This is a genomic window from Enterobacter sp. JBIWA005, assembly GCF_019968805.1.
Classification (GTDB): domain Bacteria; phylum Pseudomonadota; class Gammaproteobacteria; order Enterobacterales; family Enterobacteriaceae; genus Enterobacter; species Enterobacter vonholyi.
Genome location: NZ_CP074159.1, coordinates 1942128 through 1965169, shown reverse-complemented (window position 1 = coordinate 1965169; position 23042 = coordinate 1942128). Strand labels below are relative to the sequence as shown.

Here is a 23042-nt window from a genome sequence, read left to right as displayed (position 1 = left end):
AGGGGTTTTTATTGCCCGCTAGCTTTTCCATCCCGCCAGGAAATCCAGCAGAAGCGCGTTCACTTTCTCTGGCTGCTCCTCCTGCGGAAGGTGGCCGCACTCATCGATACCATGCGCCCGCAGGTTCTCCGCCATTTCGGCCCAGACGCTTTCCATATCGAAAAGCTTGCCGACCGCATGAAAATCATTACCCCACAGCGACATTACCGGGCAGGTGATTTTCACCTCAGCGTCTGCCATATCCTGCGCAATATCCTCTGCGTTGGCGCGATAGTCAGCCATAGCGCCTCGCACGGCCCCCGGTGCCTGATACGCCCGAACATAGGTATCAAACGCCTCACCGCTGATGGTAGACGGATCGTAGGTCCAGTCCGAGAAAAAGTGGCGCAGCCAGATATTCTCCCGACCCGCAATCAGCGCTTCCGGCAGGTCTGGTACAAGATGAAACAGAAAGAACCAGTATGCACGCGCAATCGACGCATTCAGATCGCGCGCCACAATGCGCGTTGGAACGTTATCCATCACCACCAGTCGTTCCACCAGTTCAGGGTAATCTTTTGCAAACCGCGTCGCGACGCGCGCGCCGCGATCGTGCCCCACCAGTACCACTTTCTGTAAGCCAAGCGCACGCATCAGTTCCCGGATGTCCCGCGCCATGTTGCGTTTATCATAGCCAGACGCAGGTTTATCCGTTTCGCCATACCCGCGTAAATCCGGCGCAATCACTCGGTAGTGCCGGGACAATACGGGTATCTGGTAGCGCCAGGCATAGTTTGTTTCAGGGAAACCATGCAGGAGAATAACCGGTGCGCCTTCACCCTCTTCGACCACATACTGACGGATACCGTTTGCCGTTACGGTGTAACTTTTCATGTTCATAACCTCATATTATTTCAGCAGAGGCACGTTGGCCGCACGTTGATAAGGACCGTAATTTACCGGGTTCCAGCTAAAACCCTGCTGCCCGGCGGTAATATGCCCGATACCGGGGAATGGCAGATGCGCTGCGGCCATCCACTCACCGTCTTTCGCCAGCGCGTTAAATTCCTGCGTCCGGGACGAGATGGCTTTTTTCGGATCGACATCGAAGCGAATAGACACTTCAGGGTGCGGGAACTGGACGGCAGGCGCATGAATCAAATCCCCAATGAAGTTGATAGCCGTACCCTGCGACGCAAAGCGATAAACGGTACTGCCAGGCGTATGACCAGTGGCATAGGTCGTCTGGACTTCCGGGATCGGCGAAGCTGGCGGGACGAAGGTTTTAAGATGCCCGGCGGCTTTATAGGCAGAAAGAGCATTCCTGGCGATAGCGAAATACTCCTTCGCGTTAGCCGGTGCGCTCGCTTCTTTTGCAGGGTCAAGCCAGTAGTCGGCTTCCCCCTGCGGAACGTAGACGGTGGCATTGGGGAACAGCGCCTTACCGTCTGCATCGCTCAGGCCACACACGTGGTCAAGGTGCAGGTGGGTCAGGAAAATGGTATCAACCTGATCGGGACGATACCCTGATGCGTTCATATTGCTGACCAGCTGGCCAGCCGTTTCCGACATGCAGTGGCCGCCCCCGCTGTCAATCATCACCAGGTGTTTACCGGTATTCACCAGGAAGGCGTTGAAGGCAGTAGGCATGCGTTCGGCATCAATTTTGTGTTGAGCCAGCAGTTCGCGAACCTTGTCGCCTGAGAGCCCGTGTAGCAAGGCAGGCGAAAGATCGTTATAGCCGTCGAAAAGCGCCGTCACCTCATATTCCCCGACCGCCAGACGATAATACCCCGGGACCTGCTGTTTCACCTGCGCGGGGGCATCTGCCCACGATGAGCTTGCAAAGAGCAGGCCGCTGAACGCCAGAACCGTTTTCAACTTTTTCATCTTCACTCCAGACTGATATTTTTTCAGGTTGTGAAGAGACTATGGCAGCGTAACGATTAATAATGTAGACATGTACTTTGATAGGTCAGCATAACGAAAAGCGATACAATGAAGCTGGAAGACGTTGAAGTGTTTGTCGAAGCCGTCAAGGCGGGTAGCCTGGCGGGCGCCGCGCGTCGGCTCTCTGTGAGCCCTATGGCGGCATCACGGTCTCTTAATAATCTTGAGGCGGAACTGGGGGTCAGGCTGGTGCATCGCACCACGCGTTCCCTCTCACCCACCAGCGATGGGGACGTTTTTTTACCCCATGCGCAGGCGCTGCTGGAAGACAAAAATAATGCGCTGGCCGATCTGTTTCCCGAGGGGACGCATCTTACCGGACGCCTGCGCATTACCGCCTCAGCGGGGTTTGGCCGTAAGATCGTTGCTCCTATGCTGACCCGGTTCATGCAGCAGCATCCCGCCCTGCAGGTCGATTTACTCGCAACCGACGAACAGGTGGATATTGTCGGAAAAGGCATAGACGTGGCGTTACGCATTGCGCCGCTGCGCGACAACCGATTAGTTGCCCATCGCCTGTGTCACAACCCACGGGATCTCTGGGCCAGCGCGGCGTATCTTGCCGCAAATGGCTATCCAAAATCGTTTAACGATCTGGCGGCACATAGCTGTCTGACCACGTCAGATACCGTCCACTGGTCATTCGAACAGGGCGAACAGCGCTACAGGCAAAAGGTGTCGGGTCGATTCTCCGCGAACTCTGTTGAGGCAATTTTCGAAGCCTGCCTTGGAGGATTGGGCATCGCCAATTTATCTCGCTGGTACGTAGAACCGGCCTTCAGAGAGGGGAAACTCGAGCGGATCGTCCTGGAAGATGCCCGGCCGGAATCGCTGGCCGTTTGGGCGGTTTATCCGACCTCCAGGCTGATCCCGGCAAAAGTACGAAAATTTGTGGAAGCACTGGAAGCCGAACTGTTGCTCAGTCCGCTAACGCAACTCACCTGATACTATTTTACCGGCACCAGGCGCGCCGCCACAATCTGGTGCCCGGCCTGCACATCCGTATTTTCGATACGCTGCATGATTCTGTCCGCCAGGGTGTAACCCATCTCCCGCGCGGGGGTAGTGGCCCAGACGATCGGCAGATCGTCCAGCGCGTTTTCACCGACGTCGGCGAACGCCCCCAGCGCCACCTGGTGGCCGAAGAAGGTTTCCACCCCGCCCTCGCCGCTCTGACGCCCGGCGCGGATCAGGCCAAACCAGGCGCCCATAGCGATCACATCGTTATAGCAAATCACGGCGCTGATCGTCGGGCTGCTTCGCAGCAGCGCGCCTATCGCTTCCGCCGCCATCTTCTGGCTGGACTCACACTCCACGACCCACTCGCTGTGGAACGGCAGGCCGTATTTAATCAGCGTCGCACAGTAGCCGCCGACCCGCTCGGCGCGGGTCAGGGACGAGCTTTTTCCGCCCAGCCAGGCAATGCGCTGATGACCGCGACGAATAAGATGCTCGGTCAGCATTTGCGCGGCCTGCATGTTATCCGGACGCAGCGTATCGGCTTCGTCGAGGTAGCTGGCGCGCGAGGCAAACACCAGCGGCACGCCCTTTTCGGCGGCACGCTCGCACAGCTCGCTGCCCACGCCCGACGCCCCTGCGACGATCACCCCGTCCACCCCCTGGTTCAACAGCATATCGAGCCGGGAAAGCAGCTGATCGGCTTCGCGGCCGCCGTGAAGCAGAAAGACCATCCGCCCCTGCGCTTCAAGCGCTTCGGTTAACCCGGCCGTCAACTCCGCATAGAAAGGTGACGTCAGGTCACGAACGATCAGGCCAATCACCCCGCTTTGCCCCCCGCGCAGCGCCGACGCCTGGCGGTTACGCACAAAGCCCAACTGTTCAACCGCCTCGTTCACCCGCTGACCGGTCGCGGGAGAGATGCGCCCTTTTCCGCTCAGTACCAGAGAAACGGTGCTGACGGAAACCCCCGCCGCCAACGCGACATCGTTGATGGTGACTTTTTTCACTACGGCCATGTGTTGGCGTGACTCCCTGAAAATGAGATCGGTAAAACGTTTTATCAATACGTTATCTTTATACTACCAGTCAAAGCCTGAGAATGTGATTTAGCGCGCACTAAACTTTGATAAAACGTTTTATCTTCTCGCAGCATTGAGGCAGACAAACTGATTTTAACAATAAAGGAGTCGTTTTATGACGGCGAAAGCAGCACAAAAAATATCGCTGTGGGAATTTTTCCAGCAACTGGGTAAAACCTTTATGCTGCCCGTGGCACTTCTCTCGTTCTGCGGGATCATGCTCGGGATCGGCAGCTCGCTCAGCAGTAAAGATGTCATCACGCTGATCCCGTTCCTCGGTACTCCCGTGCTGCAGGCGATCTTTATCTGGATGAGTAAAGTCGGCTCCTTTGCGTTTAGCTTCCTGCCCGTCATGTTCTGTATCGCTATCCCGCTGGGCCTGGCCCGCGAGAACAAAGGCGTCGCGGCGTTTGCCGGTTTTGTGGGTTACGCGGTGATGAACCTGGCGGTTAACTTCTGGCTGACCGCGAAAGGCATTCTGCCGACCACCGACGCTGCCGTGCTGAAAGCTAACAACATTCAGAGCGTGATCGGTATCCAGTCTATTGATACCGGGATCCTCGGTGCAGTGATCGCGGGCGTGATTATCTGGATGCTGCACGAGCGCTTCCACAATATTCGTCTGCCGGATGCCCTGGCCTTCTTCGGCGGTACCCGCTTTGTGCCGATTGTGACCCTGGTGGTCATGGGTCTGTTTGGTTTGATCATTCCGCTGATCTGGCCGGTCTTTGCGCTGGGCATTAACGGTATTGGCCGCATCATCAACGGCGCGGGAGATTTTGGTCCGATGATCTTCGGCACCGGCGAGCGTCTGCTCCTGCCGTTTGGCCTGCAGCATATCCTGGTGGCTCTGATTCGCTTCACCGAAGCGGGCGGCACCATGGAGGTGTGCGGTCACGATGTGAGCGGCGCGCTGACCATCTTCCAGGCGCAGCTGAGCTGCCCGACCACCCACGGCTTCTCCGAAAGCGCAACCCGCTTCCTGTCTCAGGGTAAAATGCCTGCCTTCCTCGGCGGCCTGCCGGGTGCCGCGCTGGCGATGTACCACTGCGCGCGCCCGGAAAACCGTCATAAAATTAAAGGTCTGCTGATTTCCGGCGTGATCGCCTGCGTCGTGGGCGGTACCACCGAGCCAATCGAATTCCTGTTCCTGTTCGTCGCACCGGTGCTGTACCTCATCCACGCGGTGCTGACCGGTCTGGGCTTTACCGTTATGGCGGTGCTGGGCGTTACCATCGGCAACACCGACGGCAACGTGATTGACTTCGTAGTCTTCGGGATCCTGCACGGCCTCTCCACCAAGTGGTATCTGGTCCCGGTCGTGGCGGCGATCTGGTTCGTGGTGTACTACGGCATCTTCCGCTTCGCCATCACCCGCTTTAACCTGAAAACGCCAGGCCGCGATACCGATACGGCCACCAGCGTCGAGCAGGCGGTAGCCGGTACCGTGGGCAAATCCGGCTATAACACCCCAGCAATTCTGGCAGCGCTGGGCGGTGCGGATAACATTACCTCGCTGGATAACTGCATTACCCGCCTGCGTTTGTCGGTGGCGGATATGTCAAAAGTGGACACCAACGCCCTGAAAGCCAACCGGGCCATCGGCGTGGTACAGTTAAATCAGCACAATTTGCAGGTGGTTATCGGCCCGCAGGTACAGTCAGTGAAAGATGAGCTGGCTACCCTGATGCGAACAGTAGAAGCCTGATGCCTCAGCCCCCTCTCCATGAGGGGGTTTTACGTTAAGGATTAAAGCATGTTTGATTTCTCAACCGTCGTGGATCGACACGGCACCTGGTGTACGCAGTGGGACTACGTCGCCGACCGTTTTGGCGCGGACGATCTGCTGCCCTTCACCATCTCGGATATGGATTTCGCCACCGCCCCCTGCATTACCGACGCGCTGCATCAGCGCATTCAACACGGCGTGTTCGGTTACAGCCGCTGGAAAAACGACGAGTTTCTCGCCGCCGTCGCGCACTGGTTCCAGCAGCGTTTTAACAGCCGGATTGATACCGAAACCGTGGTTTATGGCCCCTCCGTCATCTACATGGTCTCTGAACTGATACGTCTCTGGTCAAACCCCGGCGACGGCGTGGTGGTACACACCCCGGCATACGATGCGTTTTATAAGGCCATAGAGGGTAACGCGCGTCGTGTTGTGGCGGTTGAGATGGAAAAGCAGGCAGCAGGCTGGCAGGGCAATATGGCGGCCCTCGAAGCGGCGCTTGCGAAACCGGAAAACAAAATTTTGCTGCTGTGCAGCCCGCAGAATCCGACCGGCAAGGTCTGGACGCGGGATGAGCTGACGCACATGGCGGAACTGTGCGCACGCTATGACGTGGCGGTGATCAGCGATGAAATTCATATGGATATGGTGTGGGGAGAGCATCGTCACACGCCGTGGATCGCGGTGGCGCGCGGGAAATGGGCGCTTCTCACCTCCGGCTCGAAAAGCTTTAATATTCCAGCGCTGACGGGCGCTTACGGCATGGTTGGCGATGAAGAGAGCCGTAACGGTTATCTCAGCGCACTAAAAGGACGGGACGGACTCTCTTCCCCTTCCGTGCTGGCGCTGACGGCGCATATCGCCGCCTATCAGCAGGGGGAGCCGTGGCTGGATGCCCTGCGGGGTTATCTCGAAGCAAATTTGTCGTATATCGCGCAGGAAGTAAACCACGCTTTTCCGAAACTGAACTGGCAGCCGCCGGAAGCGACCTATCTGGCCTGGATCGATCTGCGCCCGCTGAACATTGACGATCGGGCGCTGCAAAAAGTGCTGATCGAGCAGCAAAAAGTCGCCATCATGCCGGGATATACCTATGGAAAAGAGGGAAATGGCTTCGTACGCCTGAATGCGGGCAGCCCGCGAAGCAAGCTTGAGCAAGGGGTTCAACGCCTGATTGCCGGGATTAATACGCTCCTGTAATCAATTTGCGCAACGGAATATTCCCTTGCGCAAATAGCTTTTTACCCCGTTTTGTTTTTATAATATGGCGCACTTTAACCAGAAAAGAGTGCGACCATGATTGATACACGCCTGCCTTTAACTGATATTCATCGTCACCTTGACGGTAACATTCGTGCCCAAACCATCCTCGATCTTGGCCGCCAGTTCAATTTAACGCTTCCTGCTCAGACCCTTGAGTCCCTGATCCCTCACGTACAGGTGACCTCTAATGAACCGGACCTGGTCAGCTTCCTGAGCAAACTCGACTGGGGCGTAAAGATGCTGGCGTCGCTGGATGCCTGCCGCCGCGTGGCGTTTGAGAACATCGAAGATGCCGCCCGCAACGGCCTGCACTACGTCGAGCTGCGCTTCTCGCCGGGCTACATGGCGATGACCCACAGCCTGCCCGTTGCAGGCGTGGTGGAAGCCGTCATTGAAGGCGTGCGCGAAGGGTGTAAAACCTTCGACGTTCAGGCTCGCCTGATCGGCATCATGAGCCGTACCTTCGGTGAAGCCGCCTGCCTGCAGGAGCTGGAGGCGCTGCTGGCCCATCGCGATGCCATCACCGCCGTCGATCTCGCCGGTGACGAGCTGGGCTTCCCGGGCAGCCTGTTCCTCTCCCAATTCAACCGCGCGCGCGATGCCGGCTGGCACATTACCGTGCATGCGGGCGAAGCGGCTGGCCCCGAAAGCATCTGGCAGGCCATCCGCGAGCTGGGCGCCGAGCGTATCGGTCACGGCGTGAAGGCGGTAGAAGATCGCGCGCTGATGGATTTCCTGGCGGAGCAGCGTATCGGGATTGAGTCGTGCCTGACGTCTAACATTCAGACCAGCACCGTCGCATCGCTGTCGCAGCACCCGCTGAAAACGTTCCTTGAGCACGGCGTGCTGGCCTCTCTGAACACTGACGATCCGGCGGTACAGGGCGTGGATATCATCCATGAGTACAACATCGCCGCACCGCAGGCGGGTCTGAGCCGCGAGCAGATCCGTCAGGCGCAGATCAACGGGCTGGAGAGTGCCTTCCTGACGCCTGCAGAGAAGCAGGCGCTGAAAGATAAAGTGGCTCGCGGTTAACTCCGCTGCCGGGTGGCGCTAACGCTTACCCGGCCTACTAAAATATTTAAAAATTATGCCAGACAGAGCGTCGCGCGATGTTTGGCAGATTCAATACCCAGCTCAATCAGCTCCATAATCTGTATCGCCTGGCTGGCCGGAACCGGATTCTCTCCCGTGCCGTTCAGCGCATCGCGGATGCCCGCATAATAGGCCGGATAGTTACCCGGTATCGTCAGAAAGGTCTCCTCGACCATCTCCTCGCCTTCCACCCGCGTCACTACGCCGTCGCGCATATCATAGCCCCAGTCTTCCTGCGGTAAACGTTCACCGCTTTTCAGCCGGTCTTCCTGCGGATCGAGACCAAACTTCACGTAGCTCCCGCGCGTGCCGTGCATAATATAGCGGGCCGATTCCGCGGCCGCGACCATCGTACCGTGGAGCACAATCCGCCGCTGCGGGTAACTCAGCACCGCGTGGAAGTAATCGGTCGTCTGTGCTCCGGGCCTGAGCTGGGCCAGATCGACCGTCATGCTCACCGGCAGACCAAAAAGATTGACGGCCTGATCCAGCAGATGCGGGGCTAAATCGTACCAGATGCCGCTGCCCGGACCGGCCTGCTCGCGCCAGCGGTTTCGTACCTGCGGACGGAAGCGGTCAAAGTGCGATTCAAAAAAGAGGATCTCCCCTAATGAGCCCTCACTGAGAAGCCTTTTTACCGTTAAAAAGTCGCTGTCCCAGCGGCGGTTATGGAACACCGACAGCAACCTGCCCAGACTCTTTGCCAGCGCATCCAACTCGCGCGCCTGAGACAACGTAACGGTAAAGGGCTTATCGACAACCACGTGCTTGCCGGCTTCCAGCGCGGCCTTTGCCAGTGGAAAGTGGGTGTCGTTCGGCGTGGGGATAACGATTAAATCAATATTCGGATCGTTGAAAAGGTGTTTTGGCTCAGAGACAACCGGCACGGAAGGCCAGTCTGTATGGACTTTAGCGGCATCGCTGCTGGATACCGCTGCCAGCGCCATCCCCGGCGTCCCGGCTATCAGAGGCGCATGAAACGTTTTGCTTGCATACCCGTAGCCGATAAGCCCAACGCGGATATTATCACTCATAGTGCCATCCTCTTTTATGACGTTCTTATTTCACACTGGCTAGCCTGGCATTACCACAGATTAATAATGTGCCATATGACTTAAAATAGCAGGTCGTACGGGTTGTTTTTGTTACATAGTATTAACCTACTGATTTTGTTTAAGGGAACCGTTCCCAAAGCGCTTGCGGCCGGGGAAACGTCGCTGTAACATTTGCACCCTGTATTTAAGGATAAAGTACAACTACGAATCATGACGTCAATTATTAATCGAATCATTGAATTAGCGGGATGGATTGTCCTTGGGGTTTCGGTCATTTTGCTGGGCGTTGCCAGCCATATCGATAACTACCAGCCGCCGGAGCCTGTCACAGTCGCCCAACCCAAGTAACCGGTTACCGCACTAAAGAGTGACATAATATGTCAGTTACTTATTGCCAGCCCTGGTGAACACGGTTAACCTTCTCTTCCAGGCATCGTCTGATGCCTGAATTTCAGCAAAGAAAACTCCTAATTTCGTCGCGTTACCTGAGTGGGCTGTTTACGTCTTTATTAATCCGTTTATTATTCGAACGAATTACCTTAACTGGTATTACTCACTTTTATATGGAAACTTATTAATATGACAGTTCAGGACTATTTATTAAAATTTCGCAAGATCAATTCGCTTGAGAGCCTGGAAAAACTGTTTGACCATCTGAACTACACCCTGTCTGATAATCAGGACATCATTAATATGTATCGTGCCGCTGACCATCGCCGTGCGGAGCTGGTTTCCGGCGGTCGTTTGTTCAACGTGGGTGAAGTGCCTAAGTCAGTATGGCGCTACGTTTTATAAGAAAGTAGCCATCCGCGCGAAATGTTATATACTCTCCGCCCTGCCAACTGGCTGTAAAACATTTCGCGCAGATTATGGGAGAGTTCATGACCGCAACGCCTGGAGAACGCATTGGAGGCTGGTTAATCGCCCCACTGGCATGGCTGCTGGTTGCCTTATTAAGCGCATCACTTGCGCTGCTGCTTTATACCACCGCACTGATTACCCCTCACGCCATCCAGACCCTGATGTCGCAAAACGTGCTGAATATTGCTTTGTGGTTTGTGTCATTCGTTTTCGCGATCGGGATGTGGTACTACACGCTGTGGCTGACCATCGCCTTCTTTAAGCGCCGTAAGAATGTGCCTAAGCACTACATTATCTGGCTGCTGGTTTCGGTCCTGCTGGCGGTGAAGGCATTTGCTTTTTCGCCCGTTTCAGACGCGCTGGCCGTTCGTCAGCTGCTTTTCCCGTTGCTGGCCGCGGCGCTGCTGGTACCCTACTTCAAGCGTTCGACACGGGTGAAAAACACCTTCGTGAACCCGTAATAACCCTACAGATAACCTGTTGTCGCCTGCGTGTGTTTGTCCGATAATAGGCGGCTTTTTTATTTCAGGCTAAATAATGACCGATTACTTACTGCTCTTTGTCGGCACCGTGCTGGTTAACAACTTCGTTCTGGTGAAGTTCCTTGGCCTGTGTCCGTTTATGGGCGTTTCCAAAAAGCTGGAAACGGCAATGGGCATGGGGCTGGCGACGACCTTCGTCATGACGCTGGCGTCCATCTGCGCGTGGTGGATTGATACCTGGATCCTCATTCCGCTGGGGTTAACCTATCTCCGTACGCTGGCCTTTATTTTGGTTATCGCGGTGGTAGTGCAATTTACCGAAATGGTGGTGCGCAAAACCAGCCCGGCGCTCTATCGCCTGCTGGGTATCTTCCTGCCGCTGATCACTACCAACTGCGCCGTTCTCGGCGTGGCGCTGCTGAATATCAACCTTGGCCATAACTTTATGCAGTCGGCGCTGTACGGTTTTTCCGCTGCAGTCGGTTTCTCATTTGTTATGGTTCTCTTCGCGTCGATTCGCGAGCGTCTGGCGGCAGCGGATATCCCCGCCCCTTTCCGCGGTAACGCGATTGCGCTGGTGACCGCAGGTTTAATGTCTCTGGCCTTTATGGGCTTTAGTGGTCTGGTGAAGTTGTAATGAGTGCTATCTGGATTGCCATCGCCTCTATTAGCGTTCTGGGGTTGGTGTTTGGCCTTATCCTGGGTTACGCCTCCCGCCGCTTCGCGGTAGAGGACGATCCTGTTGTTGAGAAAATTGATGAGCTCCTGCCGCAAAGCCAGTGCGGGCAGTGCGGCTACCCGGGCTGCCGTCCCTACGCGGAAGCGGTAGGCATTCAGGGTGAAAAAATTAACCGCTGTGCGCCCGGCGGCGAAGCGGTGATGTTGAAAATTGCGGCCCTGCTTAACGTTGATCCGCAGCCCGTTGACGGCGATGCGGAGGTGCTGGAGCCGGTCCGCGCGCTGGCCGTGATCGACGAAGCGAACTGCATCGGCTGCACCAAATGTATTCAGGCCTGCCCGGTCGACGCCATTGTTGGCGCAACGCGCGCCATGCACACCGTGGTGGCAGACCTGTGCACCGGCTGTAACCTCTGCGTAGCACCTTGCCCGACGCAATGTATCGAGCTGCGCCCGGTTGAAACGACTACCGAAAGCTGGAAGTGGGATCTTCAAACCATTCCGGTTCGCAATATTCCTGTGGAACAACATGCTTAAGTTATTTTCTGCTTTCAGAAAAGAGAAGATTTGGGATTTTGACGGGGGTATTCACCCACCGGAAATGAAAACCCAGTCTAGCGGCACGCCGCTGCGTCAAATTCCGCTGGCGACCCGTTTCGTTATGCCGCTCAAGCAGCACATTGGCGCTGAGGGTGAGCTGTGCGTCAAAGAAGGCGATACGGTCCTTCGCGGTCAGCCGCTGACCTTTGGCCGCGGACGTATGCTGCCGGTGCACGCTCCCACCTCCGGTAAGGTGGTCGCCATCGCGCCCCATACGGTGGCCCATCCGTCAGCACTTTCAGAGCTGAGCGTGATTATTGAAGCCGACGGTGAAGACCGCTGGATCGACCGTGATGGCTGGAGCGATTACCGCAGCCAGAGCCGCGAAGCACTTATTGAACGTATTCATCAGTTCGGCGTTGCCGGCCTCGGCGGCGCAGGCTTCCCGACAGGCGTCAAGCTGCGCGGCGGTGGCGATAATATTCAGACGCTGATTATCAACGCCGCCGAATGCGAACCGTACATTACCGCTGACGATCGTCTGATGCAGGACTGCGCCGCCCAGGTGGTGGAAGGCATCCGCATCCTGGCGCACATTCTGCAGCCGCGGGAAGTGCTGATCGGTATCGAAGACAATAAACCGCAGGCTATCTCGATGCTGCGCGCCGTGCTGGCCGGTAGCCACGATATCAGCCTGCGCGTCATCCCGACCAAGTACCCCTCTGGCGGTGCTAAACAGCTGACGCAAATCCTTACCGGTAAGCAGGTGCCGCACGGCGGACGCTCTTCGGATATCGGCGTGCTGATGCAGAACGTCGGCACCGCTTACGCCGTGAAGCGCGCGGTGATCGACGGCGAGCCGCTGACCGAGCGCGTGGTAACGCTGACCGGGGAATCGGTCTCTCGTCCGGGCAACGTCTGGGCACGTCTGGGTACGCCGGTGCGTCACCTGCTGGAGCAGGCTGAGTTTTGCCCGGGCAGCGACCAGATGGTGATCATGGGAGGCCCGCTGATGGGCTTTACCCTGCCGTGGCTCGATGTCCCTGTAGTGAAAATTACCAACTGTCTGCTCGCCCCTTCCCCGACCGAGATGGGCGAAGAGCAGGAAGAGAAAGGCTGCATCCGCTGCAGCGCCTGCGCCGATGCCTGCCCGGCGGATCTGCTTCCGCAGCAGCTGTACTGGTACAGCAAAGGCCAGCTGCACGACAAGGCAAAAGCCCATAACCTGGCCGACTGCATCGAATGCGGCGCCTGCGCCTGGGTCTGCCCAAGCAACATCCCGCTGGTGCAGTATTTCCGCCAGGAGAAAGCTGAGATTTATGCTATCTCCATGGAAGAAAAACGCGCCGCGGAAGCTAAGGCACGTTTCGAAGCGCGCCAGGCGCGACTGGAGCGCGAAAAAATCGCCCGTCAGGAGCGCCATAAGCAGGCCGCGGTTCAGCCCGGCGAGAAAGATCAGGATGCGATTAACGCCGCACTGGCGCGCGTTCGTGAGAAAAAAGCGACAGCGGCGCAGCCTGTGGTGATCCCGGCCGGCGAGAAGCCTGACAACAGTGAAGCCATCGCGGCGCGTGAAGCTCGCAAAGCCCAGGCTCGCGCCCGTCAGGCTGAAAAAGCGCAAACGGTCCAGACGGATGCAGAGGTTGACCCGCGCAAAGCCGCAGTTGAAGCGGCAATAGCCCGCGCCAAAGCGCGCAAAGCCGGCGAGCAGAACGTGGTGGTTGAGCAGGAAGCGGTCGACCCTCGCAAAGCGGCCGTCGAAGCGGCGATTGCCCGGGCCAAAGCGCGCAAGGCGGCGCAGCAGACGCCAGCTGCAGAAACAAAAGCACCGGTCGACCCGCGTAAAGCCGCCGTCGAAGCGGCGATTGCCCGCGCTAAAGCGCGCAAAGCGGCGCAGCAGGATGAACAACCTCAGGCCGCCAACGATGACCCGCGCAAAGCCGCCGTGGCCGCCGCCATCGCGCGCGTTCAGGCGAAGAAAGCCGCACAGCAAGCAGTTAACGAGGATTAAATGGTTTTCAGAATCGCAAGCTCCCCTTACACCCACAATCAGCGCCAGACGTCGCGCATTATGATGCTGGTCTGCCTGGCGGCGCTGCCGGGCATTGCCGTTCAGTGCTGGTTTTTCGGCTGGGGAACCCTGTTCCAGATAATCCTGGGCTGTGCCAGCGCCTTAGCGGCGGAAGCCCTTGTGCTTAAGCTGCGCAAGGCGGCTGTCTCCCGTATTCTTGCCGACAACTCCGCGCTGCTGACCGGCCTGCTTCTCGCCATCAGTATTCCGCCGTTTGCCCCGTGGTGGATGGTAGTGCTCGGCACCGTGTTTGCCGTGATCATTGCCAAACAGCTGTATGGTGGACTGGGCCATAACCCGTTTAACCCGGCGATGATTGGCTACGTGGTGCTGCTGATCTCCTTCCCGGTGCAGATGACCAGCTGGCTGCCACCGCACGAGATTGCGGCCACGGTTCCGGGCTTTATGGATGCCCTGCACGTCATCTTTACCGGCCATACGGCACTCGGTGCGGATATGAACGCGCTGCGCATGGGCGTGGACGGTATCAGCCAGGCGACGCCTCTCGATACCTTTAAAACATCCCTGCATGCCGGGCACAGCGTTGAGCAGATCATGAAGTCCGCGATCTACAGCGGCATGCTGGCGGGCGCGGGCTGGCAGTGGGTCAACCTGGCGTATCTGCTGGGCGGCCTGTTCCTGCTGCAGCAGAAAGCCATCCGCTGGCATATTCCGGTCAGCTTTCTCGTGACGCTGGCGGTGTGCGCCACGCTGGGATGGGTCTTTTCTCCTGAATCACTGGCCAGCCCGCAGATGCATTTGCTCTCCGGTGCCACTATGTTAGGAGCCTTCTTTATCCTGACGGATCCGGTGACGGCGTCAACGACTAACCGCGGCCGCCTGATCTTCGGCGCGCTGGCGGGCCTGCTGGTCTGGCTCATCCGCAGCTTTGGCGGGTATCCGGACGGTGTGGCCTTTGCCGTCCTGCTTGCCAACATTACCGTTCCGCTCATCGACTACTACACGCGCCCTCGCGTGTATGGCCATCGCTAGGGGTTTCGCCATGTTAAAAACGATGCAAAAACACGGCGTCACGCTGGCTGTCTTCGCCGCGGTCCTGACGGGGCTAACGGCACTGGTTAATGCGCTGACCAAAACGACCATCGAAGAACAGGCCTCGAAGCAGCAAAAGGCGCTGTTCGATCAGGTGATCCCGTCCGATTTCTACGATAATGACCTGCAAAAAAGCTGCTTTGTGGTAGACGCGCCGCAGCTTGGGAAAGGCCCGCACCGCCTCTTTATCGCCCGCAAAGGGGATAAACCGGTCGGCGCGGTGATGGAAGCGACCGCGCCTGACGGCTATTCCGGCGCCATTCAGCTGCTCGTGGGCAGCGATTTCTCCGGTACCATCCTGGGCACCCGCGTGACGGAACATCATGAAACGCCGGGTCTTGGCGACAAAATTGAAACCCGTCTGAGCGACTGGATTTTGCACTTCGCCGGGAAAGTTATCCATGGCGAAGGTGACACCGCGTTTGCGGTGAAGAAAGACGGCGGCGAGTTCGACCAGTTCACCGGCGCGACCATCACGCCGCGCGCCGTGGTAAACGCCGTAAAACGAGCCGGGCTGTACGCTGAAACGCTGCCCGCGCAGATCAACAATCTTCCGGTCTGTGAGGAGTAATCATGAGCCAGGTTAAAGAGGTTATTGTCCAGGGGTTGTGGAAGAACAACTCCGCGCTGGTGCAGCTTCTGGGGATGTGCCCACTGCTGGCGGTAACGTCCACCGCCACCAACGCGCTCGGTCTGGGTCTGGCAACCACCCTGGTATTGACCCTGACCAACCTCTCCATCTCTGCGCTGCGACGCTGGACGCCGTCGGAAATTCGTATTCCGATTTACGTCATGATCATTGCGTCGGTGGTCAGTATTGTTCAGATGCTGATTAACGCCTACGCGTTCGGCCTGTACCAGTCGCTCGGGATCTTTATTCCTCTTATCGTCACCAACTGTATCGTGGTCGGGCGTGCGGAAGCGTTCGCGGTGAAAAATAGCCCCGCCATGTCGGCGCTGGACGGTTTTTCCATAGGCATGGGCGCCACCTGCGCCATGTTCGTGCTGGGCTCTCTGCGCGAAATCCTCGGCAACGGTACGCTGTTCGACGGCGCAGATGCCCTGCTGGGCGGCTGGGCCAAAGCCCTGCGCGTTGAAGTGTTCCACACCGATACGCCGTTCCTGCTGGCGATGCTGCCGCCCGGCGCGTTTATTGGCCTTGGCATGATGCTGGCGATAAAATACCTGATTGATGAGAAACGTAAGCGCCGCGCGGCTGAGCGCAGCGTTCTGGAAGGGACACCCGAGAAGGCTTCATGAATAAAGAAAAGCGGATTGCGATCCTGACCCGTCTGCGGGACGAGAACCCGCACCCGACGACGGAGCTGAATTTTACCTCCCCGTTTGAGCTGCTGATCGCGGTGTTGCTCTCTGCACAGGCTACCGACGTGAGCGTCAATAAAGCCACCGCCCTGCTCTATCCGGTCGCCAATACGCCGAAGGCCATGCTGGAGCTGGGCGTGGAAGGCGTGAAGTCGTATATCAAAACCATCGGCCTGTTTAACAGCAAAGCCGAGAACGTCATTAAGACCTGCCGGATCCTGCTGGAACAGCATGGAGGCGAAGTGCCGGAAGATCGCGCCGCGCTGGAAGCCTTACCGGGCGTGGGGCGTAAGACTGCCAACGTGGTGCTCAACACCGCGTTTGGCTGGCCCACTATTGCCGTAGATACGCATATTTTTCGCGTGTCTAACCGGACCAACTTCGCGCCGGGGAAAAATGTCGAGCAGGTCGAAGAGAAGCTGCTTAAAGTGGTTCCGGCTGAGTTTAAGGTTGATTGCCATCACTGGCTGATTCTGCACGGTCGTTACACGTGTATTGCCCGTAAGCCTCGCTGCGGCTCCTGTATTATTGAAGATCTCTGCGAATACAAAGAAAAAGTGTATCCCTGAACGTCACAATCCCTTACCAAAAGAAGGGCTACCAGAAGCTCTTCTTTTGCCCGCTATTTGTCCGCCTTTCGTTTACCCTCACCTGTCACTTCTTCGGATGTTTAACGCTCAAACAGGTTAATAGTTTTTTCATAGCCAAAAATTTCTATACATCTGTGATCGCGATCACCCTGATAACTTCATGTTGTATTTTTGTTGTCAAAATCAGCCTAAACCCTTTATCTGACAAGACACTCTTCTTTTTTGGCCGACGATAAGACCAGCTATTTTTCAGAATATGGGCTATATCACTGCCAGAAGCAGTAAATAGCAGAACATATCGCCAAACACCGGTCCTGACGGGGCTTTGCCAGTCGAAAAAACTACCTTTATACATCGTATAAAATTTAACGCTGAATAACATTTGCATGAACCGACGATTATACCACTTCAGATATATGTAACAGATTATTGCAAACGTATTGCCAGATGGGGCAGGATAGTGAACATTACCCGCCGTTTCTCCTCCCAATATAACTATAAGGCGTATGGACTACGGCCATCACGCTATGAACACCCCCGTTAATATGGGATGTAAAAAAAGAGGTATATGTGTCTACTGCAAACAATAAACCAACAGATGAAAGCGTGAGTCTTAACGCTTTTAAACAGCCTAAAGCGTTCTATCTCATCTTCTCTATCGAGTTATGGGAGCGTTTTGGTTATTACGGCCTGCAAGGGATCATGGCGGTTTACCTGGTCAAACAGCTGGGTATGTCTGAAGCTGATTCCATCACGCTGTTCTCCTCCTTCAGTGCCCTTGTCTATGGTCTGGTTGCTATCGGCGGCTGGCTGGGTGATAAAGTTCTGGGTACTAAGCGCGTCATTATGCTGGGCGCTATTGTACTGGCAATTGGCTATGGTCTGGTTGCATGGTCAGGGCACGATGCCGCTGTCGTGTATATGGGCATGGCGACGATCGCCGTGGGTAACGGTCTGTTCAAAGCGAACCCGTCTTCCCTGCTTTCTACCTGCTACAGCAAAGATGACCCGCGTCTGGACGGTGCATTTACCATGTACTACATGTCCATCAACATCGGTTCATTCTTCTCGATGCTGGCAACCCCATGGCTCGCCGCGCAATTCGGCTGGAGCGTGGCGTTTGCGCTGAGCTTCGTGGGTATGCTGATCACCGTTGTGAACTTCCTGTTCTGCCGCAGCTGGGTCAAAGACTACGGTTCAAAACCTGACTTCGAGCCTGTACACATGGGCAAACTGCTGGCGACTATCGTGGGCGTTGTTGTCCTCGCGGCAATCGCCACCTGGCTACTGCACAACCAGGGTATTGCTCGCGCCGTTCTGGGCGTGGTTGCGCTGGGTATCGTGGTTATCTTTGCGAAAGAAGCGTTCGCCATGCAGGGTGCTGCCCGCCGCAAGATGATTGTGGCGTTCATTCTGATGCTGGAAGCGATTATCTTCTTCGTGCTGTACAGCCAGATGCCAACCTCTCTGAACTTCTTCGCCATTCGTAACGTTGAGCACTCTATTCTGGGCATCGCGTTCGAGCCGGAGCAGTATCAGGCGCTGAACCCGTTCTGGATCATGATTGGTAGCCCGATTCTGGCCGCTATCTATAACAAGATGGGTGACCGTCTGCCAATGCCGCACAAGTTCGCAATCGGTATGGTACTGTGTTCCGGCGCTTTCCTGGTGCTGCCGCTGGGTACCAAGTTTGCCACTGACGCAGGCATCGTCTCCGTTAACTGGCTGATCCTGAGCTACGCGCTGCAGTCTATCGGCGAACTGATGATCTCCGGTCTGGGCCTGGCGATGGTTGCACAGCTGGTGCCACAGCGTCTGATGGGCTTCATTATGGGTAGCTGGTTCCTGACCACTGCCGGTGCGGCAATCATTGCGGGTAAAATTGCGAACCTGATGGCTGTGCCTGAAAACGTCACTGACCCACTGGTCTCCCTGAACGTCTACGGTACCGTATTCATGCAGATTGGTATTGCGACAGCGGTGATTGCGGCGCTGATGCTGCTGACCGCGCCGAAACTGAATCGTATGACTCAGGACGACGACAAGACGGCTGAAGCGACCAAAACCGCTACTGCGTAAGATTATTGAGAAACGACTGAACAGAAGCCGCTAATGCATTAGCGGCTTTTTTTTTGCCCGTTCGCGCACTAACATAGCTGAAACCTCAGCAAAAAGGAGTTACCGATGAAACTGTTCTACAAACCGGGCGCGTGCTCTCTTGCTTCCCATATCACCCTGCGCGAGAGCGGCAAAGATTTCACGCTGGATGGCGTTGATCTGATGAAAAAGCGCCTGGAAAATGGCGATGACTTTCTTGCCATTAACCCGAAAGGACAAGTTCCGGCGCTCCTGCTGGATGACGGTACTCTGCTGACCGAAGGCGTGGCGATTATGCAGTTCCTGGCCGATAGCGTGCCCGATCGCCAGCTGCTGGCACCGGTCAGTACCATTTCTCGCTATAAAACGCTGGAGTGGCTGAACTACATTGCCACCGAGCTGCACAAAGGCTTTACCCCCCTGTTCCGCCCGGATACGCCGGAAGAGTTTAAGCCTACCCTGCGCGCCCTGCTGGAGAAAAAGCTGCAGTACGTTAACGAATCGCTGAAAGACGAACAGTGGATTGGCGGGTCGCGCTTCACGATTGCCGATGCGTATCTGTTCACCGTGCTGCGCTGGGCTCGTGCGGTTAAGCTGAATCTGGAAGGGTTAGACCACATTGCATCGTATATGAAACGCGTGTCAGAGCGTCCTGCGGTGGCTGCGGCGCTGAAAGCGGAAGGGTTGAACTAACCGAGCGGCCTGTGTTGCCGGGTGGCGCTGTGCTTACCCGGCCTACAAAATCCACAGTCCCCCACGCGCAGCGCCACCCGGCATCTTTTAAAGCCTTGTGGCGCTGAAATAGTGCTCCGGCTTCGCGATACGATCCTGTGCCGCGACCACCTGCAGTTCATATTCCTGCATCTCTTTCGTCGCCATCATAATTTCGTACACTGCCGCAGTCACATGCTCCAGCGCATCGCGCAGCGTTGCACCCTGAAGCAATTTCACCAGCAGCAGGCCGCTGGTCACATCCCCCACGCCCACCGGCTGGCGCAGGCCAAAATCCACCAGCGGACGGCTGATGTGCCAGGCATCATCTTTCGTCACCAGCAGCATCTCAAAGCGATCCTGACTTAGCCCTGCGCGTGCGAGATGTTTTACCAGCACAACCTCAGGCCCCTGCGCGATCAGCTCGCGAGATGCAGTTACTGCCTCTTCTACGCTGTTAACCGGATGCTCGCAGAGGATCTCCAGTTCCACCAGGTTTGGCGCAATGATATCGCTAGCGGGCAGAGCGTGGCGGACGTGGAACTCCGCAACGCCTGGCGCCACGATGCAGCCTTTTTCCGGATGCCCCATAACCGGGTCGCAGAAGTATTTTGCCGACGGATTTGCGGCTTTCACCTGGCGTACGATGCCGAGGATATGCTCCCCCTGCTCCGCTGAGCCAAGATAACCGCTCAGTACGGCATCACAGCGCTTGAGCTGGTCGATATCGGCAATGCCCTGCACAACCTCGGTAAGGTGCGAAGGCGGCATCACGCAGCCGGTCCATTTGCCGTACTGCGTGTGATTGGAAAACTGGACGGTATTGAGGGGCCAGACGTTGGCGCCGAGGCGACGCATAGGGAATTCCGCTGCGCTATTGCCAGCATGTCCAAAAACGACGTGGGACTGAATGGCGAGGATGTTCTTCATTATTTTCTTACCAAACCCTGAAAAAACAAAAGGGGCGTGGTTTCCCACGCCCCTGGAGACTGTTAATTACTTCCAGCAGACAAGGCAGTAGTTTTTCTTGCCACGACGCAGCAGCGTGTAGCGGCCATACAGACGATCGCCGTCAACGAAGGTGTATTCCGGGTCGGCCTGTTTCTCACCGTTAATGGTGATCGCGTTAGACGCGATGGTTTTACGCGCCTGACCGCGGGAAGGCTGCAGTTCAGAGTCCACCAGCGCCTGCATCAGGTCAGCCCCTTTCTCCATTTCAACCATTGGCACGCCGTCCTGCGCCAGCTGTTCGAAGTCCGCTTCACTCAGATCGCTCAGGGTGCCGTTAAACAGGCTAGCGGTAATGCGTTTTGCCGCGGCCAGACCTTCTTCACCGTGAACCAGTTTGGTCACTTCATCCGCCAGCACGTACTGCGCGCGTGGCGCTTTACCGCTGTTCTTGTCTTCTTCTTCCAGCGCGTTGATCTCTGCGATATCCATGAAGGTGAAGAACTTCAGGAAGCGATAAACATCGGCATCCGCCGTGTTGATCCAGAACTGGTAGAATTTGTACGGACTGGTTTTCTTCGGATCAAGCCATACCGCGCCGCCCTCAGTCTTACCAAATTTGGTGCCGTCTGCTTTGGTAATCAGCGGAACGGTCAGACCAAACACCTGGTTCTGGTGCAGGCGACGGGTCAGATCGATACCGGAGGTGATGTTGCCCCACTGGTCAGAACCACCAATCTGCAGGGAAACGCCGTGCAGTTTGTTCAGGCAGGCAAAGTCATACCCCTGCAGCAGGTTGTAGGAGAACTCGGTAAAGGAGATACCCTGGTCGTCACGGTTAAGACGCTGCTTCACGGCCTCTTTGTTAATCATCTGGTTAACAGAGAAGTGCTTGCCGATGTCACGCAGGAAGGTCAGCACGTTCATGCTGCCAAACCAGTCGTAGTTGTTCGCGGCAATCGCGGCGTTATCGCCACAGTTGAAGTCGAGGAACGGCGCAACCTGTTTGCGGATCTTATCCACCCACTCTTGCACGGTATCTTCGGTGTTCAGTTTACGCTCAGCGGCTTTAAAGCTTGGGTCACCAATCAGACCGGTAGCGCCGCCCACCAGGGCAACAGGCTTATGGCCCGCCATCTGGAAGCGTTTCAGGCATAACAATGGAACAAGATGCCCCAAATGCAAGCTGTCAGCGGTGGGATCGAAGCCGCAATAGAGCGCGATCGGGCCTTGCGCCAGTCGCTCTGCTAACGCTTCCTCGTCCGTCACCTGGGCCACGAGGCCCCGCTCTTGCAATTGTTTAATCAAGTTACTGCTTGCCATCAAATTCTCCATGTATAAACGACTGCACCTTTGCCGGTACACGACTTTTCGCCTGATGCGAAAGGACCCATAGAATAAAGCGCAAGCGCGGCGTGCGCTAGCGCTTAAATCAACAAATTTCGGGGATTACGGTGCCAGTCTGTCGATTTTCCAGCCGCCATTCTCGCGCTGGTATAAAAAGCGGTCGTGCAGGCGATGTTCGCCCCCCTGCCAGAACTCAATCTGATCTATCGGGATGCGGAAACCACCCCAGAAGCTCGGCAGCGGGATTTCACCCTGCTGGAACTTCTGCTTCAGCTCCAGGAATTTACTTTCCAGCACGCCGCGGGCAGAAATGCGGCTCGACTGTTTTGATACCCAGGCGCCAATCTGGCTGTCACGCGGGCGGCTGTGGAAATACTTCACTACTTCCAGCGTCGAAAGACGTTCCGCTTTGCCGGTCACCATGACCTGACGTTCCAGCATGTGCCACGGGAACAGCAGGCTGATACGCGGATTGTTTTCCAGATGGTGCGCTTTGCGGCTGCCAAGGTTGGTATAGAACACCAGCCCTTTCTCGTCATAATGCTTGAGCAATACGATGCGCTGATAGGGTTGACCGTTTTCATCCACCGTCGCGACAACCATGGCCGTGGGGTCGGCAAGTTTCGCTTCGCAGGCCTGTTTCAGCCAGCGTTCAAAAAGCACGAGGGGTTCAGCGGGAAGATCCTGGCGACGCAGGCCGCCTTTGGTGTATTCACGGCGCAGATGCGCAATTTGCTGCAGTTCGTCGTTATCTGACATGGCGTTAGCTGACATTGAGAGTGGGTGGCGCTATTGTGCGCCGCCCCTGTAAAAATCTCAACGCTTCGGATTTTCGAGCTGGCAATTGTTCAGCACAATACGGTCGCGTTTGTAGACCGTGGCGCTGTCGCCTTTCGACCAGAAGACATAGATACCGTCGGTGTAGCGGGCGCCCGAGGCCGAAATGCCCTGCTTCAGCGTCAGCAATTTATTGTCGTAAACAAAACTGGCTTCCTGGCGCGGATTGTTCAGCTTCACGGTCAGCGGTTTTTCGTCGCAGCGATACTCCAGCGTATCGGTCTGCATGCGCTCAACGAGCTGGTTGTAGACGCTGCATCCTGACAGCAGCAAAGGAGCGGCAATAAGAAGAAGTTTTTTCATGGGCGTATTCCGAAGACTTTCCTGGTCCTGGAGGGCATGGCCGCCCTCCTGTTTCGTTCCATTCTAACGGCGACGCACCGCGTTGAATTTC

The 23042-nt window shown here is 56.4% G+C and carries 24 protein-coding genes; 16 read left to right on the top strand and 8 right to left on the bottom strand.

What is annotated here, in order from left to right:
* Nucleotides 1-18 precede the first annotated feature (18 nt).
* Entirely contained in the window at nucleotides 19-873 is an 855-nt protein-coding gene (locus tag KGP22_RS09375; RefSeq protein ID WP_223581991.1) for an alpha/beta hydrolase, read from the bottom strand.
* A gap of 15 nt (nucleotides 874-888) precedes the next feature.
* Nucleotides 889-1869, bottom strand: coding sequence for an MBL fold metallo-hydrolase (locus tag KGP22_RS09370; RefSeq protein WP_223581989.1), 981 nt, complete (start codon nucleotides 1867-1869; stop codon nucleotides 889-891).
* Between the two features lie 108 nt (nucleotides 1870-1977).
* Here KGP22_RS09370 and KGP22_RS09365 point away from each other — a divergent pair, with 108 nt between their 5' ends.
* Nucleotides 1978-2874, top strand: a complete 897-nt coding sequence (locus tag KGP22_RS09365; RefSeq protein ID WP_223581987.1) for a LysR family transcriptional regulator — start codon at nucleotides 1978-1980, stop codon at nucleotides 2872-2874.
* A gap of 2 nt (nucleotides 2875-2876) precedes the next feature.
* Here the strand turns inward: KGP22_RS09365 and KGP22_RS09360 are convergent, their stop codons facing one another.
* Entirely contained in the window at nucleotides 2877-3905 is a 1029-nt protein-coding gene (locus tag KGP22_RS09360; RefSeq protein ID WP_111965676.1) for a Mal regulon transcriptional regulator MalI, read from the bottom strand.
* 178 nt (nucleotides 3906-4083) lie between these two features.
* On the opposite strand from KGP22_RS09360, the gene malX reads away from it, so the two are divergent.
* From malX to add, 3 genes are all read left to right on the top strand, one after another.
* Nucleotides 4084-5676, top strand: coding sequence for a maltose/glucose-specific PTS transporter subunit IIBC (malX, locus tag KGP22_RS09355; protein WP_111965675.1), 1593 nt, complete (start codon nucleotides 4084-4086; stop codon nucleotides 5674-5676).
* 48 nt (nucleotides 5677-5724) lie between these two features.
* Nucleotides 5725-6897, top strand: a complete 1173-nt coding sequence (locus tag KGP22_RS09350; RefSeq protein WP_149366759.1) for a MalY/PatB family protein — start codon at nucleotides 5725-5727, stop codon at nucleotides 6895-6897.
* Nucleotides 6898-6993: 96 nt separating this feature from the next.
* Entirely contained in the window at nucleotides 6994-7995 is a 1002-nt protein-coding gene (gene add, locus KGP22_RS09345; RefSeq protein WP_223581985.1) for an adenosine deaminase, read from the top strand.
* A gap of 53 nt (nucleotides 7996-8048) precedes the next feature.
* On the opposite strand, the gene KGP22_RS09340 is transcribed toward add, so the two are convergent.
* Complete coding sequence (locus KGP22_RS09340; protein ID WP_223581983.1) at nucleotides 8049-9089, bottom strand: oxidoreductase; 1041 nt, start codon at nucleotides 9087-9089, stop codon at nucleotides 8049-8051.
* Between the two features lie 243 nt (nucleotides 9090-9332).
* Here KGP22_RS09340 and blr point away from each other — a divergent pair, with 243 nt between their 5' ends.
* From blr to gstA, 12 genes are all read left to right on the top strand, one after another.
* Nucleotides 9333-9458, top strand: coding sequence for a division septum protein Blr (gene blr, locus KGP22_RS09335; RefSeq protein ID WP_168112406.1), 126 nt, complete (start codon nucleotides 9333-9335; stop codon nucleotides 9456-9458).
* 231 nt (nucleotides 9459-9689) lie between these two features.
* Complete coding sequence (ydgT, locus tag KGP22_RS09330; RefSeq protein ID WP_013096896.1) at nucleotides 9690-9905, top strand: transcription modulator YdgT; 216 nt, start codon at nucleotides 9690-9692, stop codon at nucleotides 9903-9905.
* Between the two features lie 86 nt (nucleotides 9906-9991).
* Nucleotides 9992-10432: a DUF2569 domain-containing protein gene (locus KGP22_RS09325; RefSeq protein WP_115874872.1), complete on the top strand. Its 441-nt coding sequence runs from the start codon at nucleotides 9992-9994 to the stop codon at nucleotides 10430-10432.
* A gap of 76 nt (nucleotides 10433-10508) precedes the next feature.
* Nucleotides 10509-11090: an electron transport complex subunit RsxA gene (gene rsxA, locus KGP22_RS09320; RefSeq protein WP_063438368.1), complete on the top strand. Its 582-nt coding sequence runs from the start codon at nucleotides 10509-10511 to the stop codon at nucleotides 11088-11090.
* Complete coding sequence (gene rsxB, locus KGP22_RS09315; protein ID WP_149366757.1) at nucleotides 11090-11668, top strand: electron transport complex subunit RsxB; 579 nt, start codon at nucleotides 11090-11092, stop codon at nucleotides 11666-11668. The genes rsxA and rsxB overlap by 1 nt, the downstream gene beginning before the upstream one ends.
* On the top strand, nucleotides 11661-13682 hold the full coding sequence (gene rsxC / locus KGP22_RS09310; RefSeq protein ID WP_223581980.1) for an electron transport complex subunit RsxC: 2022 nt from the start codon (nucleotides 11661-11663) through the stop codon (nucleotides 13680-13682). Before rsxB ends, rsxC begins: the two co-directional genes overlap by 8 nt.
* Nucleotides 13683-14735 carry an electron transport complex subunit RsxD gene (gene rsxD, locus KGP22_RS09305; protein ID WP_032651036.1) on the top strand — a complete coding sequence of 351 codons (1053 nt, stop codon included), beginning with the start codon at nucleotides 13683-13685 and terminating at the stop codon, nucleotides 14733-14735. It abuts the gene before it with no gap.
* Between the two features lie 10 nt (nucleotides 14736-14745).
* Nucleotides 14746-15366, top strand: a complete 621-nt coding sequence (rsxG, locus tag KGP22_RS09300; RefSeq protein WP_111965668.1) for an electron transport complex subunit RsxG — start codon at nucleotides 14746-14748, stop codon at nucleotides 15364-15366.
* Nucleotides 15367-15368: 2 nt separating this feature from the next.
* Nucleotides 15369-16055: an electron transport complex subunit E gene (locus tag KGP22_RS09295; protein ID WP_023617347.1), complete on the top strand. Its 687-nt coding sequence runs from the start codon at nucleotides 15369-15371 to the stop codon at nucleotides 16053-16055.
* A complete protein-coding gene (gene nth, locus KGP22_RS09290; RefSeq protein ID WP_008500570.1) occupies nucleotides 16052-16687 on the top strand; it encodes an endonuclease III in 636 nt (211 codons plus the stop codon). The genes KGP22_RS09295 and nth overlap by 4 nt, the downstream gene beginning before the upstream one ends.
* 591 nt (nucleotides 16688-17278) lie before the next feature.
* Entirely contained in the window at nucleotides 17279-18787 is a 1509-nt protein-coding gene (gene dtpA, locus KGP22_RS09285; RefSeq protein WP_223581978.1) for a dipeptide/tripeptide permease DtpA, read from the top strand.
* 105 nt (nucleotides 18788-18892) lie between these two features.
* Nucleotides 18893-19498: a glutathione transferase GstA gene (gene gstA, locus KGP22_RS09280; RefSeq protein WP_223581976.1), complete on the top strand. Its 606-nt coding sequence runs from the start codon at nucleotides 18893-18895 to the stop codon at nucleotides 19496-19498.
* An 87-nt stretch (nucleotides 19499-19585) separates the two neighbouring features.
* On the opposite strand, the gene pdxY is transcribed toward gstA, so the two are convergent.
* From pdxY to mliC, 4 genes are all read right to left on the bottom strand, one after another.
* Nucleotides 19586-20446 (bottom strand): pyridoxal kinase PdxY, encoded by an 861-nt coding sequence (pdxY, locus tag KGP22_RS09275; RefSeq protein WP_149366754.1) that lies wholly within the window; start codon nucleotides 20444-20446, stop codon nucleotides 19586-19588.
* A 66-nt stretch (nucleotides 20447-20512) separates the two neighbouring features.
* Nucleotides 20513-21787 (bottom strand): tyrosine--tRNA ligase, encoded by a 1275-nt coding sequence (gene tyrS, locus KGP22_RS09270; protein WP_080327312.1) that lies wholly within the window; start codon nucleotides 21785-21787, stop codon nucleotides 20513-20515.
* A 126-nt stretch (nucleotides 21788-21913) separates the two neighbouring features.
* Entirely contained in the window at nucleotides 21914-22570 is a 657-nt protein-coding gene (gene pdxH, locus KGP22_RS09265; RefSeq protein WP_111965664.1) for a pyridoxamine 5'-phosphate oxidase, read from the bottom strand.
* Nucleotides 22571-22627: 57 nt separating this feature from the next.
* Entirely contained in the window at nucleotides 22628-22951 is a 324-nt protein-coding gene (gene mliC / locus KGP22_RS09260) for a C-type lysozyme inhibitor (protein WP_008500576.1), read from the bottom strand.
* Between the last annotated feature and the right edge of the window lie 91 nt (nucleotides 22952-23042).

What these genes read in the sequence shown, in the direction of transcription:
- KGP22_RS09375 (WP_223581991.1), bottom strand. Translation starts at nt 873, where the DNA reads ATGAAAAGTTACACCGTAACGGCAAACGGTATCCGTCAGTATGTGGTC.
- KGP22_RS09370 (WP_223581989.1), bottom strand. Translation starts at nt 1,869, where the DNA reads ATGAAAAAGTTGAAAACGGTTCTGGCGTTCAGCGGCCTGCTCTTTGCA.
- KGP22_RS09365 (WP_223581987.1), top strand. Translation starts at nt 1,978, where the DNA reads ATGAAGCTGGAAGACGTTGAAGTGTTTGTCGAAGCCGTCAAGGCGGGT.
- KGP22_RS09360 (WP_111965676.1), bottom strand. Translation starts at nt 3,905, where the DNA reads ATGGCCGTAGTGAAAAAAGTCACCATCAACGATGTCGCGTTGGCGGCG.
- malX (WP_111965675.1), top strand. Translation starts at nt 4,084, where the DNA reads ATGACGGCGAAAGCAGCACAAAAAATATCGCTGTGGGAATTTTTCCAG.
- KGP22_RS09350 (WP_149366759.1), top strand. Translation starts at nt 5,725, where the DNA reads ATGTTTGATTTCTCAACCGTCGTGGATCGACACGGCACCTGGTGTACG.
- add (WP_223581985.1), top strand. Translation starts at nt 6,994, where the DNA reads ATGATTGATACACGCCTGCCTTTAACTGATATTCATCGTCACCTTGAC.
- KGP22_RS09340 (WP_223581983.1), bottom strand. Translation starts at nt 9,089, where the DNA reads ATGAGTGATAATATCCGCGTTGGGCTTATCGGCTACGGGTATGCAAGC.
- ydgT (WP_013096896.1), top strand. Translation starts at nt 9,690, where the DNA reads ATGACAGTTCAGGACTATTTATTAAAATTTCGCAAGATCAATTCGCTT.
- KGP22_RS09325 (WP_115874872.1), top strand. Translation starts at nt 9,992, where the DNA reads ATGACCGCAACGCCTGGAGAACGCATTGGAGGCTGGTTAATCGCCCCA.
- rsxA (WP_063438368.1), top strand. Translation starts at nt 10,509, where the DNA reads ATGACCGATTACTTACTGCTCTTTGTCGGCACCGTGCTGGTTAACAAC.
- rsxB (WP_149366757.1), top strand. Translation starts at nt 11,090, where the DNA reads ATGAGTGCTATCTGGATTGCCATCGCCTCTATTAGCGTTCTGGGGTTG.
- rsxC (WP_223581980.1), top strand. Translation starts at nt 11,661, where the DNA reads ATGCTTAAGTTATTTTCTGCTTTCAGAAAAGAGAAGATTTGGGATTTT.
- rsxD (WP_032651036.1), top strand. Translation starts at nt 13,683, where the DNA reads ATGGTTTTCAGAATCGCAAGCTCCCCTTACACCCACAATCAGCGCCAG.
- rsxG (WP_111965668.1), top strand. Translation starts at nt 14,746, where the DNA reads ATGTTAAAAACGATGCAAAAACACGGCGTCACGCTGGCTGTCTTCGCC.
- KGP22_RS09295 (WP_023617347.1), top strand. Translation starts at nt 15,369, where the DNA reads ATGAGCCAGGTTAAAGAGGTTATTGTCCAGGGGTTGTGGAAGAACAAC.
- nth (WP_008500570.1), top strand. Translation starts at nt 16,052, where the DNA reads ATGAATAAAGAAAAGCGGATTGCGATCCTGACCCGTCTGCGGGACGAG.
- gstA (WP_223581976.1), top strand. Translation starts at nt 18,893, where the DNA reads ATGAAACTGTTCTACAAACCGGGCGCGTGCTCTCTTGCTTCCCATATC.
- pdxY (WP_149366754.1), bottom strand. Translation starts at nt 20,446, where the DNA reads ATGAAGAACATCCTCGCCATTCAGTCCCACGTCGTTTTTGGACATGCT.
- tyrS (WP_080327312.1), bottom strand. Translation starts at nt 21,787, where the DNA reads ATGGCAAGCAGTAACTTGATTAAACAATTGCAAGAGCGGGGCCTCGTG.
- pdxH (WP_111965664.1), bottom strand. Translation starts at nt 22,570, where the DNA reads ATGTCAGATAACGACGAACTGCAGCAAATTGCGCATCTGCGCCGTGAA.
- mliC (WP_008500576.1), bottom strand. Translation starts at nt 22,951, where the DNA reads ATGAAAAAACTTCTTCTTATTGCCGCTCCTTTGCTGCTGTCAGGATGC.